Origin of the sequence: Oceanobacillus arenosus (genome assembly GCF_003369575.1) — a bacterium.
GTDB lineage: Bacteria > Bacillota > Bacilli > Bacillales > Amphibacillaceae > Oceanobacillus > Oceanobacillus arenosus.
This window is the reverse complement of sequence record NZ_PIOC01000017.1, coordinates 131,709-147,922: the sequence shown is the minus strand read 5'-3', so window position 1 is coordinate 147,922 and position 16,214 is coordinate 131,709. Positions and strand designations below refer to the sequence as shown.

16 protein-coding genes are annotated in these 16,214 nt (G+C 37.4%); 4 read left to right on the top strand and 12 right to left on the bottom strand.

Annotated elements, in window-relative coordinates:
- Positions 1 to 80: 80 nt before the first annotated feature.
- Positions 81 to 1,178: an ABC transporter ATP-binding protein gene (locus CWR48_RS11365; protein WP_115773353.1), complete on the top strand. Its 1,098-nt coding sequence runs from the start codon at positions 81 to 83 to the stop codon at positions 1,176 to 1,178.
- Positions 1,179 to 1,278: 100 nt separating this feature from the next.
- Here the strand turns inward: CWR48_RS11365 and CWR48_RS11360 are convergent, their stop codons facing one another.
- The 3 genes from CWR48_RS11360 to CWR48_RS11350 form a co-directional block, all read right to left on the bottom strand.
- Positions 1,279 to 1,479: an alpha/beta-type small acid-soluble spore protein gene (locus CWR48_RS11360; protein WP_115773352.1), complete on the bottom strand. Its 201-nt coding sequence runs from the start codon at positions 1,477 to 1,479 to the stop codon at positions 1,279 to 1,281.
- Positions 1,480 to 1,745: 266 nt separating this feature from the next.
- Positions 1,746 to 3,131 carry a class II fumarate hydratase gene (gene fumC, locus CWR48_RS11355; protein ID WP_115773351.1) on the bottom strand — a complete coding sequence of 462 codons (1,386 nt, stop codon included), beginning with the start codon at positions 3,129 to 3,131 and terminating at the stop codon, positions 1,746 to 1,748.
- 285 nt (positions 3,132 to 3,416) lie between these two features.
- The gene (locus CWR48_RS11350; protein ID WP_115773350.1) at positions 3,417 to 3,650 is read right to left on the bottom strand and encodes an IDEAL domain-containing protein; all 234 of its coding nucleotides are present in this window, start codon (positions 3,648 to 3,650) and stop codon (positions 3,417 to 3,419) included.
- 332 nt (positions 3,651 to 3,982) lie between these two features.
- Here CWR48_RS11350 and CWR48_RS11345 point away from each other — a divergent pair, with 332 nt between their 5' ends.
- Positions 3,983 to 4,861: a cation diffusion facilitator family transporter gene (locus CWR48_RS11345; RefSeq protein ID WP_115773349.1), complete on the top strand. Its 879-nt coding sequence runs from the start codon at positions 3,983 to 3,985 to the stop codon at positions 4,859 to 4,861.
- A gap of 518 nt (positions 4,862 to 5,379) precedes the next feature.
- Positions 5,380 to 6,744, top strand: a complete 1,365-nt coding sequence (nhaC, locus tag CWR48_RS11340; protein ID WP_115773348.1) for a Na+/H+ antiporter NhaC — start codon at positions 5,380 to 5,382, stop codon at positions 6,742 to 6,744.
- Between the two features lie 112 nt (positions 6,745 to 6,856).
- On the opposite strand, the gene map is transcribed toward nhaC, so the two are convergent.
- The 7 genes from map to CWR48_RS11305 all read right to left on the bottom strand — a co-directional run bounded on the left by map (position 6,857) and on the right by CWR48_RS11305 (position 13,690).
- Positions 6,857 to 7,612, bottom strand: coding sequence for a type I methionyl aminopeptidase (gene map, locus CWR48_RS11335; RefSeq protein ID WP_115773347.1), 756 nt, complete (start codon positions 7,610 to 7,612; stop codon positions 6,857 to 6,859).
- A 301-nt stretch (positions 7,613 to 7,913) separates the two neighbouring features.
- A complete protein-coding gene (locus CWR48_RS11330; protein WP_115773346.1) occupies positions 7,914 to 8,036 on the bottom strand; it encodes a YjcZ family sporulation protein in 123 nt (40 codons plus the stop codon).
- A gap of 213 nt (positions 8,037 to 8,249) precedes the next feature.
- The gene (locus CWR48_RS11325; RefSeq protein WP_115773345.1) at positions 8,250 to 9,617 is read right to left on the bottom strand and encodes a dipeptidase; all 1,368 of its coding nucleotides are present in this window, start codon (positions 9,615 to 9,617) and stop codon (positions 8,250 to 8,252) included.
- A gap of 281 nt (positions 9,618 to 9,898) precedes the next feature.
- Positions 9,899 to 11,032 (bottom strand): bifunctional cystathionine gamma-lyase/homocysteine desulfhydrase, encoded by a 1,134-nt coding sequence (locus CWR48_RS11320; RefSeq protein ID WP_115773344.1) that lies wholly within the window; start codon positions 11,030 to 11,032, stop codon positions 9,899 to 9,901.
- Positions 11,033 to 11,052: 20 nt separating this feature from the next.
- Positions 11,053 to 11,967, bottom strand: a complete 915-nt coding sequence (locus tag CWR48_RS11315) for a PLP-dependent cysteine synthase family protein (protein WP_115773343.1) — start codon at positions 11,965 to 11,967, stop codon at positions 11,053 to 11,055.
- Positions 11,968 to 11,994: 27 nt separating this feature from the next.
- Entirely contained in the window at positions 11,995 to 12,642 is a 648-nt protein-coding gene (locus CWR48_RS11310) for a class I SAM-dependent DNA methyltransferase (RefSeq protein ID WP_115773342.1), read from the bottom strand.
- A 379-nt stretch (positions 12,643 to 13,021) separates the two neighbouring features.
- Entirely contained in the window at positions 13,022 to 13,690 is a 669-nt protein-coding gene (locus CWR48_RS11305; protein WP_115773341.1) for a YhcN/YlaJ family sporulation lipoprotein, read from the bottom strand.
- Positions 13,691 to 13,887: 197 nt separating this feature from the next.
- On the opposite strand from CWR48_RS11305, the gene CWR48_RS11300 reads away from it, so the two are divergent.
- The gene (locus CWR48_RS11300) at positions 13,888 to 14,121 is read left to right on the top strand and encodes a YhdB family protein (RefSeq protein ID WP_115773340.1); all 234 of its coding nucleotides are present in this window, start codon (positions 13,888 to 13,890) and stop codon (positions 14,119 to 14,121) included.
- Positions 14,122 to 14,240: 119 nt separating this feature from the next.
- Here the strand turns inward: CWR48_RS11300 and sigI are convergent, their stop codons facing one another.
- Positions 14,241 to 14,981: an RNA polymerase sigma-I factor gene (sigI, locus tag CWR48_RS11295; RefSeq protein ID WP_115773339.1), complete on the bottom strand. Its 741-nt coding sequence runs from the start codon at positions 14,979 to 14,981 to the stop codon at positions 14,241 to 14,243.
- A 364-nt stretch (positions 14,982 to 15,345) separates the two neighbouring features.
- Entirely contained in the window at positions 15,346 to 16,068 is a 723-nt protein-coding gene (locus CWR48_RS11290) for a PRC-barrel domain-containing protein (protein WP_115773338.1), read from the bottom strand.
- Positions 16,069 to 16,214: the final 146 nt, after the last annotated feature.

The window sequence follows — 16,214 nt, the reverse complement described above, 5'->3', positions numbered from 1 at the left end:
TTTGTGCACCTTGTCCATTACCCATTTCCAAAATTTGATATACAATAAATAAAACGCTTACATAAATGGAGGGAATAGTAATGGCTGAGTTAGTTCTAGAGAATATCCAAAAAAGATACGATAAAGATGTAATTGCAGTAGATGATTTTAATTTACATATTCAGGATAAGGAGTTCATCGTTTTCGTTGGACCATCTGGATGTGGTAAATCAACAACCCTTAGAATGATTGCAGGGCTTGAGGAAATTTCCGATGGTGCATTATATATCGATGATAAGAAAATGAATGATGTCGCACCAAAGGACCGCGATATTGCGATGGTTTTCCAAAACTACGCACTCTATCCGCATATGAATGTTTATGATAACATGGCATTTGGATTAAAATTACGCAAATTCAAAAAAGAAGAAATCGATCAACGCGTAAATAATGCTGCAAAAATCTTAGGTCTTGAATCTTACTTAGATCGTAAACCAAAAGCCTTATCTGGTGGTCAACGTCAGCGTGTTGCACTTGGACGTGCCATTGTCCGGGACGCAAAAGTATTCTTAATGGATGAACCGTTATCTAACTTGGATGCAAAATTAAGGGTACAAATGCGCTCAGAAATTCAAAAACTTCATCAACGATTACAAACAACAACGATTTACGTAACCCATGATCAAACAGAAGCAATGACGATGGCCACAAGACTTGTTGTCATGAAGGATGGTTTAATTCAGCAAATTGGTGCACCAAAGGATGTCTACGATTTTCCAGATAATGTTTTTGTTGGCGGTTTCATCGGTTCCCCTTCCATGAACTTCTTAAATGGAAAACTTGATGAAAACCATTTTGTAATGGGTCAGATAAAAGTAGAAGTACCAGAAGGAAAATTAAAAGTCCTTCGCGCAAATGGATATATTGGCAAGGACATCATTTTAGGAATTCGTCCAGAGGATATTCATGATGAACAGCTGTTTATCGATGCGAATCCAGACACAAAAATAACGGCAAAGATTGATGTCGCCGAGCTAATGGGTGCAGAATCATATCTTTATACTTCTATTGATAGTCAAGATTTTATTGCAAGAGTGGATTCAAGATCCGATATTAAAGGTGGCGAGAATCTAGACCTTGCATTCGATATGAATAAAGTGCATTTCTTCGATTCCGAAACAGAGTTGCGAATTAAGTAATTGTTCGAGAGGCGGTAGTAACGACCGCCTCTTTTTCTACGTTTATATGTACATATTATTGAGGATAGGAACTGTGCCCTATCCTCTAAGCCATATTTATTTAGTATTGACCACCATTAAGTTGTTGTTGTGCAGTCGCTACTAGACGTTTCGTGATTTCTCCGCCTACAGATCCATTCGCACGAGAAGTTGAATCAGGACCTAAGTTAACACCAAATTCTTGAGCAATTTCATATTTCATTTGATCAAGTGCTTGTTGCACTCCTGGTACTAATAATTGGTTTGAATTACTATTAGCCATGTGTTTCTCACCTCCTTCTGTAATACTATTGTTCACCGTATAGAAAATCTTATTACTAAAAACTACTGGTAAATTGTAGATAGAATTCCAATTCGTTATCTAACAAAGCATGACGTTTCGGATTAGCGATTTAGAGAGGCGACATAAGCTCCACAGTATCTTTTGCTTTAGGATACGGTTGATCACCATCCTCATTTTATTATTTCTTAAACGCAAAGAAACTCACGAATTTTTCGCGAGTTTCTTTGTATATAGCTAGTAATGGCTTATTTTGGATAGGTCATTTCCTCTGGTTTCACGTATGCATCGAATTCTGCTTCTGTTAATAGTTCTAATTTTACTGCCGCTTCTTTTAATGTTGAGTTATCAATAAATGCCTTTTTCGCAATCTTAGCAGCATTTTCATAGCCAATATGCGGATTTAATGCTGTAACCAACATGAGTGATCCATGTAGATTTTTATCAATCTGTTCATAATTCGGTTCGATCCCCTGTGCACATCTTTCATCAAAAGAACGAATGCTATCCGCTAGTAATTGAGACGATTGTAGGAAGTTATACGCAATGACAGGCTTAAAGACGTTCAACTCAAAATTCCCTTGACTAGCCGCAAAGCCAATCGTTGCATCATTTCCCATTACTTGTGCAGCTACCATTGTCACGGCTTCACTTTGAGTAGGATTTACCTTCCCAGGCATGATAGAGCTACCTGGCTCATTGGCAGGAATCGTGATTTCGCCAATACCAGAACGTGGTCCACTTGCTAACCAACGAACATCATTCGCGATTTTCATCATGTCTGCTGCAAGAGCTTTTAGCGCACCATGTGCATATACTGATTCGTCATAGCTCGTTAGAGAGTGGAATTTATTCGCAGCAGAAATGAAATCTTTCTTAGTAAATTCACTAATTGCTTTGGCAACCAGATCAGAAAACTCTGGATGTGCATTTAATCCTGTACCAACCGCCGTTCCACCAAGCGCTAATTCCTTTAAGTGCTGTACACTTTCATTGATGTATAGCTCTGATTTTTCAAGCATTCGATGCCAGCCGCTAATTTCTTGCCCCAGTGTTAACGGTGTTGCATCTTGAAGATGTGTACGACCGATTTTCACTACATCCTGAAATGCATCGCATTTTTGCTTCAGCGTATTTCTTAATTCAGTGATCGCTGGTAACATGGTATCCTCAAGCTTTAGAACAAAGGCAATATGCATTGCCGTTGGGTACGTATCATTGGAGCTTTGTGATTTATTTACATCATCATTTGGATGAAGAACTAAATTACTTCCCTCTTCCTGTAACCATTTATTTCCTACGAAAGCTAATACTTCATTTACATTCATATTCGACTGTGTGCCGCTCCCTGTTTGCCAGACAACTAATGGAAAATGATCATTAAGTTTATTCGCTAATATTTGGTCAGCAGCGAAGGTAATCGCTTCAGCTTTTTTACTATCTAATAAACCTAGCTCCTGATTTACTTTTGCAGCACTTTTCTTAAGAATAGCAAACGCATCAATAATTTCTTTTGGCATTTTCTCATTGCCAATTGGAAAGTTCTGTTTGCTCCGTTCGGTTTGTGCCCCCCAAAACTTGTCAGCAGGTACATTTATTTCCCCTAATGTATCTCTTTCAACACGAAAATCCATTCTCTCTTCCTCCCCTATGTATCGGTAAACTACCTTTCCATTGTAACAAATTTCTCATAAAGTGAAACTTCATTAAGTGGGGTAATATCCGCCCCCACTTAATGTTAGTTGAACAGAATCGGGATTTTGACTTTCTGTTGATCCTCCACTTACAATTCTTGATTTTTCTCGTATTCTTGAAGGGGGGTCTTACAGCCAGTTAATTCGGATAAATATTGATCGAATTTCTATCCCATTTCACAAAAAGCCTCACCATAATAGTAAGGCTTACAAACCCTTGAACAATTACTCCCAGATATAGTTTCTGTATTCATCACTTAACTGTAGAAATGCCTCTTTATTACCATATTCGATCGCATGATCTATCTCTGTTATTAATTTTGCTTTATTCCAATTGAAACATAATTCATCTAGTATCATTCTAGATGTCAATATAATTTCAAATGGTATTTCACGTCTTGCATAAAGGACTTCACCATCATAGCGATAAAAACGGTAAACTAATTTCTCCTTTTTCATGGAACACAACCCCCTTTGTTCCTTTTTTCTATTATCGCTAACTTTTAGAACAATTGCAATTTAAATGATTTGATAATGGAAAAGTTAAGTTTTTCCCCCGCTAAACAAACTTAGCAATCGTCAATACATATACCTTCAACCTCTTATTTTTCTCTAGACCCACTAGCATTTCATTTGTTAGACTAGCAATACTGCTAATAAAAATTTAGCAAACATACCTTCTTACATACCAAAAAAATTAATTACAAGAGTGCTTGTTTGAACTTGAATTGGGGAACAGGTTTGCCTAAGCTAACAACATTAACGATAATCAAATAAGGTGGAGGAGCCATATGAATCATCGAGAGAATTTAAAAATGGGAGAGAAAGGTGCATGGATCAGCATTATTGCATATGTTTTCTTGTCTATAATGAAATTATTCATTGCACAGATCGGTAATTCAGATGCATTACGTGCAGATGGATTAAATAATGCAACAGATGTTGTTGCATCCATAGCTATATTAGTCGGATTAAAGATTTCCAGAAAGCCGCCTGATAAAGATCATCATTATGGACATTACCGTGCCGAGACAATTGCATCCTTATTTGCTGCATTTATTATGATGGTTGTAGGCATCCAAGTAATTATTGATACCTTCCAAAAAATCATTAGTGGCGAAGTTTCACAACCGAATTTATTAACCGCTTGGACGGCTTTAGGTGCTGCTCTTATTATGTTTGTTGTGTATCGATACAATCTAAATCTTTCTAAAAAGGTGGATAGCCGGGCATTATATGTAGCTGCCCAAGATAATCGTTCCGATGCGCTCGTAAGTATTGGTGCCTTTATCGGAATTATAGGTGCGCAGTTTGGCTTAAGTTGGTTGGACCCACTGGCTGGATTAATCGTTGGTGTGATTATCTGTATCACCGCTTGGGATATTTTCAAAGAGGCAACCTATGCACTTACAGATGGTTTCGACGAAAAGCAAATTGATAAGATTACAGAAAGTATTCTCAAAGATCGAGATGTGAAAGAGGTAGTCGATGTGAAAGGAAGGCTTCATGGAAACCAAACTTTAGTTGATGTGACGATCCTAGTTGAGCCATCCCTGAATGTTGAAGAGAGCCATGAAATTACAGAACGAATTGAAAATCATTTAGCAAATAAACATAATATATATCATGCACAAATCCATATTGAGCCATATTCGCAACATAAAAGCTGAGCATGCTCGGCTTTTTTAACGTTATTCTGCAATAAATGCATAAGTAGATAAAGGTGGTATCTTGTATAATAATGAAGCTTCCAACAATTGAATAGACAATATTTCAATAAATATGCTGTTGACAAATAAAGTGATGTGGTTGTATAGTCTATACTAACATATTATTACATAGTGAAATCCAAGAATGCATAGTAGATTATTTTTGAGCAGCGGTTAGAGACAAAGTAGTTGGTGAAAGCTTTGGCAGAAGATAATTGAATTACACATTTCGTTTGATGGATTGTATCGATAAGTGGGTGAAAAGGTTGCTTTTCATCAACTAGGGTGGTAACGCGGAGTTAAGCTTCGTCCCTTTTCATAGGGGCGAGGCTTTTTTATTGCTTAGGAAACTATAAAATTGCACGCTATGGATAACTTAATTGCCGAGAACAGCCACGTCCAGCTCCAGCGCTAAAGCTGTAGCGAGACTTCCGCTTTTGTTCTGTACATATTATCTAATTTTTAGAGGAGGTTCATTCATGTTTCCAATTAAACCAAAACATCATCCAGAAGTAAGTGAGTCCTTAATATTCTTTATCATCATCGTTGGTTTAATTAGTTATTTCATCATTGGCTTGGAGGCTGTTCCACATATTCCAATATTACTAGGAATCCTCCTGTTAATTGCTTATGGCGTTATGCGCAAAATTTCGTTTAAAGCTTTAGAAGAAGCAATGGTTGCTGGGGCAAGCTCTGGTATGGGGGCTGTTTTTCTCTTCTTTCTGATTGGTGTGCTCATTAGTAGCTGGATGATTAGTGGGACTGTTCCTGCCTTAATAAATGCTGGCTTTTCCATCATTGGTGGGACATGGTTTTACGGCATTGTTTTTGCGACGACTGCAATTATTGGCATTTCGCTAGGAAGCTCGTTGACAACAACAGCAACGGTAGGAGTCGCTTTTATCGGTATTGCGAATGCAATGGATGCTTCACTTGCTATAACGGCGGGTGCCATTGTATCTGGTGCATTTTTCGGTGATAAAATGTCACCATTATCTGATACAACGAGCCTTGCTTCCAATATCGTTGGTGTTGATTTATTTGAACACATTAAACATATTAGCTTGACAACGATTCCTGCATTCATTATTTCATTTATTATTTATGTCATCCTTTCACCAGATCAAACGGCATCGCCGCAAAGTGTGCAAGAATATCAGGATGCATTGCTCTCAACCAATTTAATTAATTGGACGTCATGGACTCCATTACTCATTCTCGTATGCTGTACCATTTTCAAATTATCTGGCTTTATCTCGTTAGCGATTAGCAGCTTATCAGCAACGATTCTGGCTTGGAGTGTGAATGGATTTAGTTGGCCAGAAATCTGGTCCATTTGGTTTAATGGCTATGTTGGTATAACAGATTTCCAACCCGTTAATGAGCTGCTGACCAAAGGTGGTATAAGTAGCATGCTCTTTACCATTTCACTTGTCATATTAGCACTAGGATTTGGTGGATTATTATTTGTTACGGGAATCATCCCAAGCATCCTTTCTTCCTTCCATGAGAAGCTGAGAAAGGTACGATCGATTATTATTTCAACGGCAGCAACAGCAATTGGGATTAATGTGTTGATTGGGGAGCAATATTTGTCGATCTTATTGACAGGTGAAACGTATAAAGGAATTTATGAGAAGGCCGGGCTTCCAAATAAAGCATTGTCACGAACCTTAGAGGATGCTGGAACTGTAATTAATCCGCTTGTTCCTTGGAGTGTCTGTGGCGTATTCATTGCCGATGTGCTTGGTATTGCAGTACTGGATTACTTACCTTTTGCTTTCTTCTGCTTATTGAGTCCAGTGATTACAATATTATTTGGTGGAAGAAAGGCTAGTAAATAATGGCTCATTTCGGTAAATATATCTTGCTGCTGAATTAAATTATGTCCAGGAACCATTACTACTTAATAAAAGGAGGCTATCTTAACCGGATAGCCTCCTTTTACCTTGTTCTTTATTCTTTATCTTGGTCAGTAATAATCAATGGACCGTCTTTTGTTATCGCAATTTGATGTTCATATTGTGCAGAACGTCCTTTGTCGATTGTTCTTGCTGTCCAGCCATTATCGTCCATTTTACTTTCCCATGCACCTTCATTAATCATCGGTTCAATTGTGATAACCATACCCTCTTTCAAGCGCAATCCTTTATTCGGTAATCCATAATGAGGAATATGTGGATCTTCATGGATGGTTGGTCCGATTCCATGACCAGTGAAATCACGAACAACGGAGAACCCTTCTCCCTCTGCATATGTTTGAATTGCATGGCCAATGTCGCCAATCCGATTGCCAATTTGTGCTTGCTCAATTCCTTTATACAGTGATTTCTTTGTTACTTCCATTAACCGTTTACCAGCATCATCAATCTCACCTACAGCATATGTCCAAGCAGAGTCTGCAAGACCGCCATGTAAATTGACAACAATATCAATGGTTACTAAATCCCCATCTTTTAAATGTTCATCACGGGGAAAACCGTGGCATATTTCATCATTTATCGATGCACATATTGAACCTGGGAAACCATTATACCCCTTTTGTTCAGGGATTGCATTATGCTTTGCTAGAAATTCCTCAACAAATGCATCAATTTCCATTGTTGTAATACCTGGTTTAATCATCTTTGCAATTTCTTTATGGCATTTTACAAGTAAATCTCCTGCCGCAAGCATTTGATCAATCTCACGTTTACTCTTTCGTGTAATCATCTAATTACTTCCTTTCCATTACTCAGAAAACTAGGATTTAGCCCAACCATTCATTTTGCTTATGCAGTGAGAAGGTGATATTACATTTCCCCTTTGCTAAACAGAAAAACCTATACCCTTTATTCTATGTCCATTTCATTAATTCATTAATAGCCACCCTTAAGTTTATCATATTTTAACCTTTAATGCAGAGATGGAAGGTCGAGTTCGCTTTTAGAAGACTTGGTTGCACTTATGTAGTGAGAAATGATGACATATGAAAGAAGCAGCGGAGATTACCCCACTGCTTCTTTGTTACATATTAATAATATCCCCCACCGTAACCGCCTGTATAAGCAGTTCCGATGATAATTAACAAAATAAACAATACGACTAAAAGCGCAAAGCCACCTGAGCCGTAACCTACACCACCATCTTTACCCATTACATTCCCTCCTTATTATAAAGGCTACTTTACTCTATTCCAACAGGAGGGAATTGGGAAGGGCGTTTTGCTCATATATTTCTTGCAGTACAGTACTCGGAATTTTTATATCGGTTAGATTTTTTTATCTACCGGGATAGATCACGCCTAGCGCAAGCTCTAAAAAGTTAGTGGGTCTTACCTCGCTAAACGGGCGCTTCCGTTATTGTTCTTTTATTTATTCACCATTTGCCAGTAATATACTAATGTTTCCATCCCTTTATCAAAGCTGTCTAGTGGGAAGCTTTCATTTGGTGAATGTAAACGATCCTCAGGTGTACCGAAACCTAATAATACAATTGGAATATCATAAATTGCTTCGATCCATTCAACTACAGGAATCGAACCACCCATACGGATATAGATTGTTTCCTTGCCAAATGCTTTTGTATAGCTTTCTGCTGCTTTTGTAATTAATGGATGATTTGGTTCAACTTTATATGCTTTTGATGAGAGCTTTTCTTTCTTCACATTAACTGTTACTCCTGCTGGCGCAACCTTGTTTACATGTGTTTCCAATAAATCCTGAATTTTCTCTGGATCTTGTCCTGGAACAAGACGACATGTGATTTTCGCTATTGCAGAAGATGGGATAATTGTTTTCGTTCCTTCTCCTTGGTAACCGCCGTAAATACCATTAACTTCAAATGTTGGGCGCCCCATAGTATGTTCCTTTGCAGTGTAGCCCTTTTCAGATACGGTTGCAGGTGCACCAGTTGATGCTACGAAATCCTCGCCAGGCGCTTGCTCCATTAATTTTCTTTCCTCATCTGTAATTGGTTCGACATCATCATAAAAACCATCAACAGTAATCACTTCATCTTCATTCTTCATTGATGCAAGAATTTGACTTAAAGCCATAATCGGATTACGAATCGCGCCACCATACATTCCTGAATGCAAGTCATGATCTGGGCCTGTAACTGTAATTTCAATTCCTGTAAAGCCTTTTAGTCCATAAAGGATTGTCGGCTGATTCGTTTCAGCCATACCAGAATCAGAAATCACTGCAAAGTCGGCCTTGAATTGCTCCTTCTTATCATGCAAAATGTCATATAAATTTTCACTGCCAATTTCTTCTTCCCCTTCAATACAAACCTTGACATTAAGTGGAAGCTTTCCTTCTGTTTTCATATAGGCTTCAAATACTGCAAGATGCATAAATACTTGTCCCTTGTCATCACTTGTCCCACGTCCATAAAGTCTGCCATCTCTTACTTCTGGTTTAAATGGATCACTTACCCACTCGTTAATCGGATCAGCAGGCTGCACATCATAATGGCCGTAGAATAAAACGGTTGGTGCATCCGGTCCTGCTTGATTATATTCTGCATATACGAGCGGATGTCCAGCAGTTGCTTGTTTCTCAACATTTTCAAATCCAATGTCATTTAAATATGTAACAATAAAATCTGCAGCAGCTTGTACATCTTGTTTATTTGCACTATCCGTACTTACACTTGGAATCGATAGGAATTCCGTTAGTTTTGCTAACAGTTCCTCTCTATTATCTTTCAAATATGCTAATGCTTTTTCACTCATTTAGTCTACCTCCAATTTGAATTGTAATTAAATTTCCTATTTAGCTTTGAAGAATCATATCTCGCTCCACTAATTGTTACTTTTCTTTTTTTCAGTATAGCATAAAGTGTAACATCATTCAGAATGGAGGATTTCTAATATTCCTCACTTAAATATCATTATATTCTGGTGTGAAGTTGCTCGGTTTAATTTTTCTGTCACTCGATTTATTGTTTTGTCGCTCGATATGAAATTTTTCTACCAAAAGAAAAAGGACCGCTAGCAGCCGTCCTTTCCTTTGTTTATCTTAATGCTTGCTCTAAGTCCTCAATTAAATCGTCTACATCCTCAATTCCAACAGAAACACGGATAAGGCCATCCGTAATTCCTAGCTCTTTTCTTCTATCTTCAGGGATTGATGCATGCGTCATTTTTGCTGGAACAGAGATTAGACTTTCAACGGCACCAAGACTTTCTGCTAAAATAAAATAATTCACTTTACCAAGTACTTGTTCTGCCATTTCCTCACTACCAACATCGAAAGAAATCATTCCACCAAATCCGGATGCTTGTCTTTTCGCAAGCTCATGCCCTGCATGGCTTTCGAGTCCAGGGTAATAAATCTTTGAGACCTTCTTATGCCCTTGTAAAAATTCTACAATTTTCTTTGTATTAGCTTCAATTGCTTCCATTCGTAATGCTAATGTCTTAATCCCACGCATTAATAACCAAGAGTCCTGTGGCCCTAAGACAGCACCTACAGAATTCTGGATGAAATGGACTTTTTCGGCTAGCTCTTTTGATTTGACGACAACTAAACCAGAAACAACATCACTATGTCCACCAATATATTTCGTTGCACTGTGCAACACAATATCTGCCCCGTGATCTAATGGCTGTTGCCAGTATGGAGTTGCAAATGTATTATCAACAATTAACAATAAATCATGCTGCTTCGCTATCGTTGCCATCTTCTCTAAATCGGTTATTTTCAATAAAGGGTTTGTTGGTGTCTCAATATAAATTGCCTTCGTATTTTCTTGTATCGCCGCTTCCACTGTCTCCGGATTACTTGTATCAACAAAAGTATGGTCAAGGTGATATCGATTTAACACCTTCGTCATTAATCGGTAGGACCCACCATATACATCATCTGTCATCACTACATGATCATGTGAATTAAGCAGCATCATTACCGATGTAATTGCTGCCATTCCTGAACCAAATGCAAATCCAGCTTCCCCATTTTCCAAGTCCGCTATGACTGTCTCAAGTGCATGTCTTGTCGGGTTACCTGTCCGTGAATATTCATATCCGCGATGGTTTCCCACACCATCTTGTTTGTACGTACTTACTTGATAAATCGGCACGGATACTGCACCTGTTTTTTCATCATTCGTAATTCCACCATGAATCATTTTTGTCTTTGCTCGCATCTTGGGTTCCCTCCACTTTTCTATCCATAGATATTTTTGCTTAAATAACGATCACTGCCATCAGGAAAAATCGTTACGACTGTAGTACCTGGTTTTGAATTTCTTGCCTCTTGCAATGCTGCAAACATAGCCGATCCTGAAGAGCTACCAACAAGCAATCCTTCTTTTTCAGCTAATTGCTTTACGAATTGAAATGCATCCATATCGGCAACAGTGTAAATCCCATCAAATAAAGTTTGATCCACAAAGTCTGGGATAAATTCCATGCCAATTCCCTCCGTACGATGGGGACCTGCTTCACCACCCGCGATAATCGATCCCTCTGGCTCGACAATAACTGTCCGGATAGCTGGATTTTTTTCCTTCAAAAATGCAGCAGTTCCAGTGAACGTTCCACCAGACCCCGCACCAGCAACAAAAATATCGACTTCTCCTGCTAAATCATCCCAAATTTCTGGCCCTAAGGTTTTATAATATGTCCTTGGATTTGCCGGATTTGCAAACTGCTGCGGTGAGAAACTATTCGGAATCTCCTGCAGTAATTGCGTTGTTTTTTTAATTGCTCCAACCATCCCCTCTACTTTTGGAGTATGCACAATTGTTGCACCAAGCGCTTTCATGATTTGCTGCTTTTCCAAACTAAATTGCTCTGGTACGCAAAAGAGCACATTTACGTTTTTATCTAAGGCAGCTAACGCTAATCCAATCCCAGTATTTCCAGCTGTCGGCTCGATTATCGTTCCCCCTTCTTTTAGCTTGCCGCTTGCTAATGCATCATTGATTAGCTCTGCACCAAGTCGATCCTTCACACTGCCACCAGGATTTAAATATTCAAGTTTCGCAAGTAAACGGACCCCAGCTGGAAGTGAGAATTTCGTTATTTCCAATAATGGAGTATTACCAATTAACGCATGTATCGAATTATATATGGCCATCCCATATCCCCTCTTTACATTTTAAAACTATTCGTTCATTTTTTTTATTGCTGTCAAAATCCATACAAAGTTATTCATCTGTTTGAACGCCACATCAAAACCATGTGTTGAAAATATTGTCTCCATTGTATTGATGATGGGATAATATTCCCGTTGTAAATCTTCTGCTAATGCAGAAAATCCCTTATCCTCCGCATCACGAATCATTGCTTGCTTAGATTGTTCCGATGCAAACATCGTATCTCCAAAGACAACTCTTCCATTATGCTGAAGCACTTCTTGGAATTGTCTAACAGCAGTTGCCTTTTCATCATCTGTTAAATGATGAAATGCGTACGTACTTACAATTGTATTGATCGGCACCTCAACAGCTGGATAGGTTAGAAAGTCACCTTCCAATAATGTAAGTTCCGGCAGTTTTCGCTTTGCAATATCAAGCATTGCTCTTGATGGCTCGATACCAATAACATCCAAGCCCGCTTGCATTAGTTTTTCAGATAAATTACCTGTGCCAACACCGAATTCAAGAACTGTACCTGTCGATTGTGCTACAACTTGATTTAAAATTCCATCATAGTTCAAAAAAACCTCGCTATATTGTGGGTCCAAGCCAGCTACACTTTCATCATAATCCTTTGCCCAATCTTCAAAGATCTCAATAAATTCTCGTCCCATTTTCTTTCAACTCCATTCATATTATAACCTTAGTAAATAGCTTTGATTAATATGAATTATATGTATTACCATACCATATGTTCCAATTTTTGACTAGAAAAATTATTGTATTTATCGAGTAAACGTTTGGGATTGGGGAGATATTTTTTCCGAAGTAAAATTGCGTATTCTGTGGTTCTGCTAATAGAAATAGATTTTTTTGGTGAATTATTTATGTCCTGATAATAGAAGTATTCTTTAGCTAATATTTCTGTGCTCCTGGTGATATTTCTGTTCTACCGTTGATACCCATTTTCTCGGAGCAATATCCATGCTTTCCCAAGAAATCGACATTCCGAACAAAAAAGAGCGCCCCCATATTGAGGGCACCCTTCCTATCTTATCGTTTGTTTTGTGGAAATAGTCGTTCAACCATATTACCAAATTGATCAAAGAATCCTTCAACAGGATGTCCATTTCTTACATCTTCCGCATATCTATTCGTTAGGTCAAAGAAATCTGGATCTGTGGAAACATATACATTGTCAATATTCTTATCAACAGATTTAACGATTTTACTTATTTCATGCTTCACATCATCTGTCAATTCGGCACCATCATTACGATGATTACGATCATTATTAATATTGTTGTTAACATTTTTGTTAATATTGGTATTTTTTAAGCCTGCAGCAACATATGCAGTACGATCTGATGTGAATACATATGCACGATCGATTTCCTTGACATCTTTAACGATTTTATCTGCTGCCTCTTTTGCTACATGGTAGCGAGTTTCATTATGATTAGTGTTGTGATTGATGTTTTCACCTGTTCGATTATTTATATTTCTGTAATAATCATCATTCACATTATTACGATTGTTGTAACCATCATTCGTGTAATTACGAACATTAGTCATTCCCTCTCCAGCATTATTGTAGTACCTTGTCTGTTCTACTGGATTTCCATCCCTATTTAATGCACCTTCGTGTGTTCCATTTGTATTTGAGCAACCAACCAAAGCCAATGCAATCACTGCAACAGTACTATATTTTTTCCATGTCATTGTTTTTCCTCCTTAACTGTTTGCTAGTAGTATGTTTCGCTAAGGCTGATTTATGCTTTATATTACTTAACCTTTTATTGGTAATCACACCAGCTTTGGTCCTGACATTTAATATTAAATTAGGGGATAATATATGGTGTAAGCAATTGAAAAAATATAAGGAAAGGCTCTTAACCCTTATCTAAGGAGGGGGAAAAATGGTTCCAGATTATGACAAGGCTCTTTACTTCACACTTTGGGGACAATGGGATGATTTACTTGTTCTAATGGTCCGTACCAACGATGATATATTGTCAAAAAGGATTCATCACTTTCTACACGCTTACAATTACTCATTAGATGAGCAAAAGATTATTGAATCTCACGACAATCTTCTTTACTATATAGACCATGCGATGAAGCATATTCCTGCATTAACGATGGAAATTTAAAGTAAAACTTCATCAAGTGGAAGTCTTAATACTAGTTAATTCGGGATAAAATGAGGCGAAGCTCTTTTTATTAAGAGCTTCGCCTCTCCATTTCATTTATCACGCTTTCGTTTGTTTCATTAATTTTTTCTCTTATCCACATCCTTAAGATAATCCTTTAAGTAAATAAAATCCTCACTTAAAATAATAAAAATCGCTAAAATAAACTTTCTATTTCGTTCCAACGTTTTCTTACTAACCTCTACTTTATTTACTAAATCTTTAATTGGCAGTTTCCGCTTTCTATAAACGTATTCACTTAACTTCGGATCCTCATAAAGAATTCTTGCTGTTCTTATTGCAGACTCCCTTGCATCTTTATGCTTCGGTGAAACCCTGATAAGTTCCGAAAACGTCAATTTATATTGATGTAATTTCTCTTTATACTCCATAATTTCTTCTCTACAACGAATCCTATCTTGCTCAAATTGGTATAACTTCTTTGTAACAATCACTTCAACCGGATTCTCCATCTGTTCCTCATCATATTTTTCATCCAATGAAATGGGATGTGGTCTTCGACTATTGACGCGAATATAATCTATAATTTTCCGCTTTATTACAATTTTTGCAAAGGACAGGAAGGTACTTCCACGGCTAGCACAATAAGAAAACATCGCATCGTTAAATCCAGATAGACCAATACTGTACTCGTCATCACGCTTTGGATTAATATAACGTTTACAAACCTCAGATGCACATTTCGCAATAAAAGGCTGATAAGACTGCAATAAATAATTCTGTGCATCAATATCACCGTTCTGAACAGAATTAATCATTTCTTCCAGGGGTATCTCTTCCATCAGGCTACTTGCTAGCATACTATTCGACCCCCAAACGTCATATCATTCGTTTTAAAATAAGTATTTTTGGCTGTATTTTTATGTTCTAGTTTATATGTTATTACTATCATAAATCCACCATTTCTATTTTTTATTCATATGGTTTCTGCTCTATGTATTAGCATACTTCACTCTACTATATACTTCATCTTATCTCACTGTTGTATCAGTTGCTATCACAAACCAATTACAATTCGTTTAAATATCCATGACTTAATGCAAAAGGATTGTAATATTAGTAAACTTAGGTGCACTTATATAGTAAGAAAATCGCTATAATTTATTATTTACTAAAAAACGCCCTCTGTATCAACTAAATTACAGAGGGCATTGGCTTATACTTTTATTGGTGAACAGTGTTTAAAATTTGCTTTTTATTTTCGAATATTTTATTCGGGTTCAAAGCTTCTACCGTATCTTTGACATAAATATCCTTCTCTAGCCAATCAATCGAGTTTATATCGTCAATATGATATACATGGTATTTAATTTCAACGAAGTGCGTACTACGAACAACGAGATACGGTATCTTCCAATATTCATCATCGTAAATTAAGTCAACAATCTCGCCAATTTTGCCATCACTGCCATGAACCTTCAGGCCAATCGCTTCCTCTACACTTCGTAAATCTAACGAATTCATTTCCTCTTGCGTATTATCATAAGCTATCGGCTCTTCCTCTGGTCTCGCATCCTTAAAGCTTGCTAAAGGGATCTTATCTGCACTCCACAGAACTTCTCCAGCCCAGTATCTTCCCCAGCCATAATAATCAAAGAGAGAATCTTCTACATCTCTAGTCAAAATTGTATCTTCATGAACAGGTGGACTATTCCGCACTTTCTCTTTATCATATTCGATTTCAACATTTTCACTCAATTCGTTTACCATAACAAATGACGCTGGTGATAAAAGCACCTTTCTTCCCGGTAGCCATTTTCTAGTATCAACTGCTGCATAGCGAATTTGCCATTTATTATCGTCAAAATATAGATCTCTTATTTTTCCCATTTCCCCGTCTGTTGCCTCAATATTATAGGTCTTTAATTTTGATGTGTAATGTAACATGAATATCGCCTCCAAAGTCGATTACATGTTATATACCCATAATGGATTTATTTAAAACCAAGCCCGCTTTTTAGAGGATTGTTGCTATTTTAAAAATACAGGCTGTCACCTTGTTTCAAAGTAACAGCCCTAATCGCGCTAATCTA

What these genes read in the sequence shown, in the direction of transcription:
- CWR48_RS11365 (WP_115773353.1), top strand. Translation starts at nt 81, where the DNA reads ATGGCTGAGTTAGTTCTAGAGAATATCCAAAAAAGATACGATAAAGAT.
- CWR48_RS11360 (WP_115773352.1), bottom strand. Translation starts at nt 1,479, where the DNA reads ATGGCTAATAGTAATTCAAACCAATTATTAGTACCAGGAGTGCAACAA.
- fumC (WP_115773351.1), bottom strand. Translation starts at nt 3,131, where the DNA reads ATGGATTTTCGTGTTGAAAGAGATACATTAGGGGAAATAAATGTACCT.
- CWR48_RS11350 (WP_115773350.1), bottom strand. Translation starts at nt 3,650, where the DNA reads ATGAAAAAGGAGAAATTAGTTTACCGTTTTTATCGCTATGATGGTGAA.
- CWR48_RS11345 (WP_115773349.1), top strand. Translation starts at nt 3,983, where the DNA reads ATGAATCATCGAGAGAATTTAAAAATGGGAGAGAAAGGTGCATGGATC.
- nhaC (WP_115773348.1), top strand. Translation starts at nt 5,380, where the DNA reads ATGTTTCCAATTAAACCAAAACATCATCCAGAAGTAAGTGAGTCCTTA.
- map (WP_115773347.1), bottom strand. Translation starts at nt 7,612, where the DNA reads ATGATTACACGAAAGAGTAAACGTGAGATTGATCAAATGCTTGCGGCA.
- CWR48_RS11330 (WP_115773346.1), bottom strand. Translation starts at nt 8,036, where the DNA reads ATGGGTAAAGATGGTGGTGTAGGTTACGGCTCAGGTGGCTTTGCGCTT.
- CWR48_RS11325 (WP_115773345.1), bottom strand. Translation starts at nt 9,617, where the DNA reads ATGAGTGAAAAAGCATTAGCATATTTGAAAGATAATAGAGAGGAACTG.
- CWR48_RS11320 (WP_115773344.1), bottom strand. Translation starts at nt 11,032, where the DNA reads ATGCGAGCAAAGACAAAAATGATTCATGGTGGAATTACGAATGATGAA.
- CWR48_RS11315 (WP_115773343.1), bottom strand. Translation starts at nt 11,967, where the DNA reads ATGGCCATATATAATTCGATACATGCGTTAATTGGTAATACTCCATTA.
- CWR48_RS11310 (WP_115773342.1), bottom strand. Translation starts at nt 12,642, where the DNA reads ATGGGACGAGAATTTATTGAGATCTTTGAAGATTGGGCAAAGGATTAT.
- CWR48_RS11305 (WP_115773341.1), bottom strand. Translation starts at nt 13,690, where the DNA reads ATGACATGGAAAAAATATAGTACTGTTGCAGTGATTGCATTGGCTTTG.
- CWR48_RS11300 (WP_115773340.1), top strand. Translation starts at nt 13,888, where the DNA reads ATGGTTCCAGATTATGACAAGGCTCTTTACTTCACACTTTGGGGACAA.
- sigI (WP_115773339.1), bottom strand. Translation starts at nt 14,981, where the DNA reads ATGCTAGCAAGTAGCCTGATGGAAGAGATACCCCTGGAAGAAATGATT.
- CWR48_RS11290 (WP_115773338.1), bottom strand. Translation starts at nt 16,068, where the DNA reads ATGTTACATTACACATCAAAATTAAAGACCTATAATATTGAGGCAACA.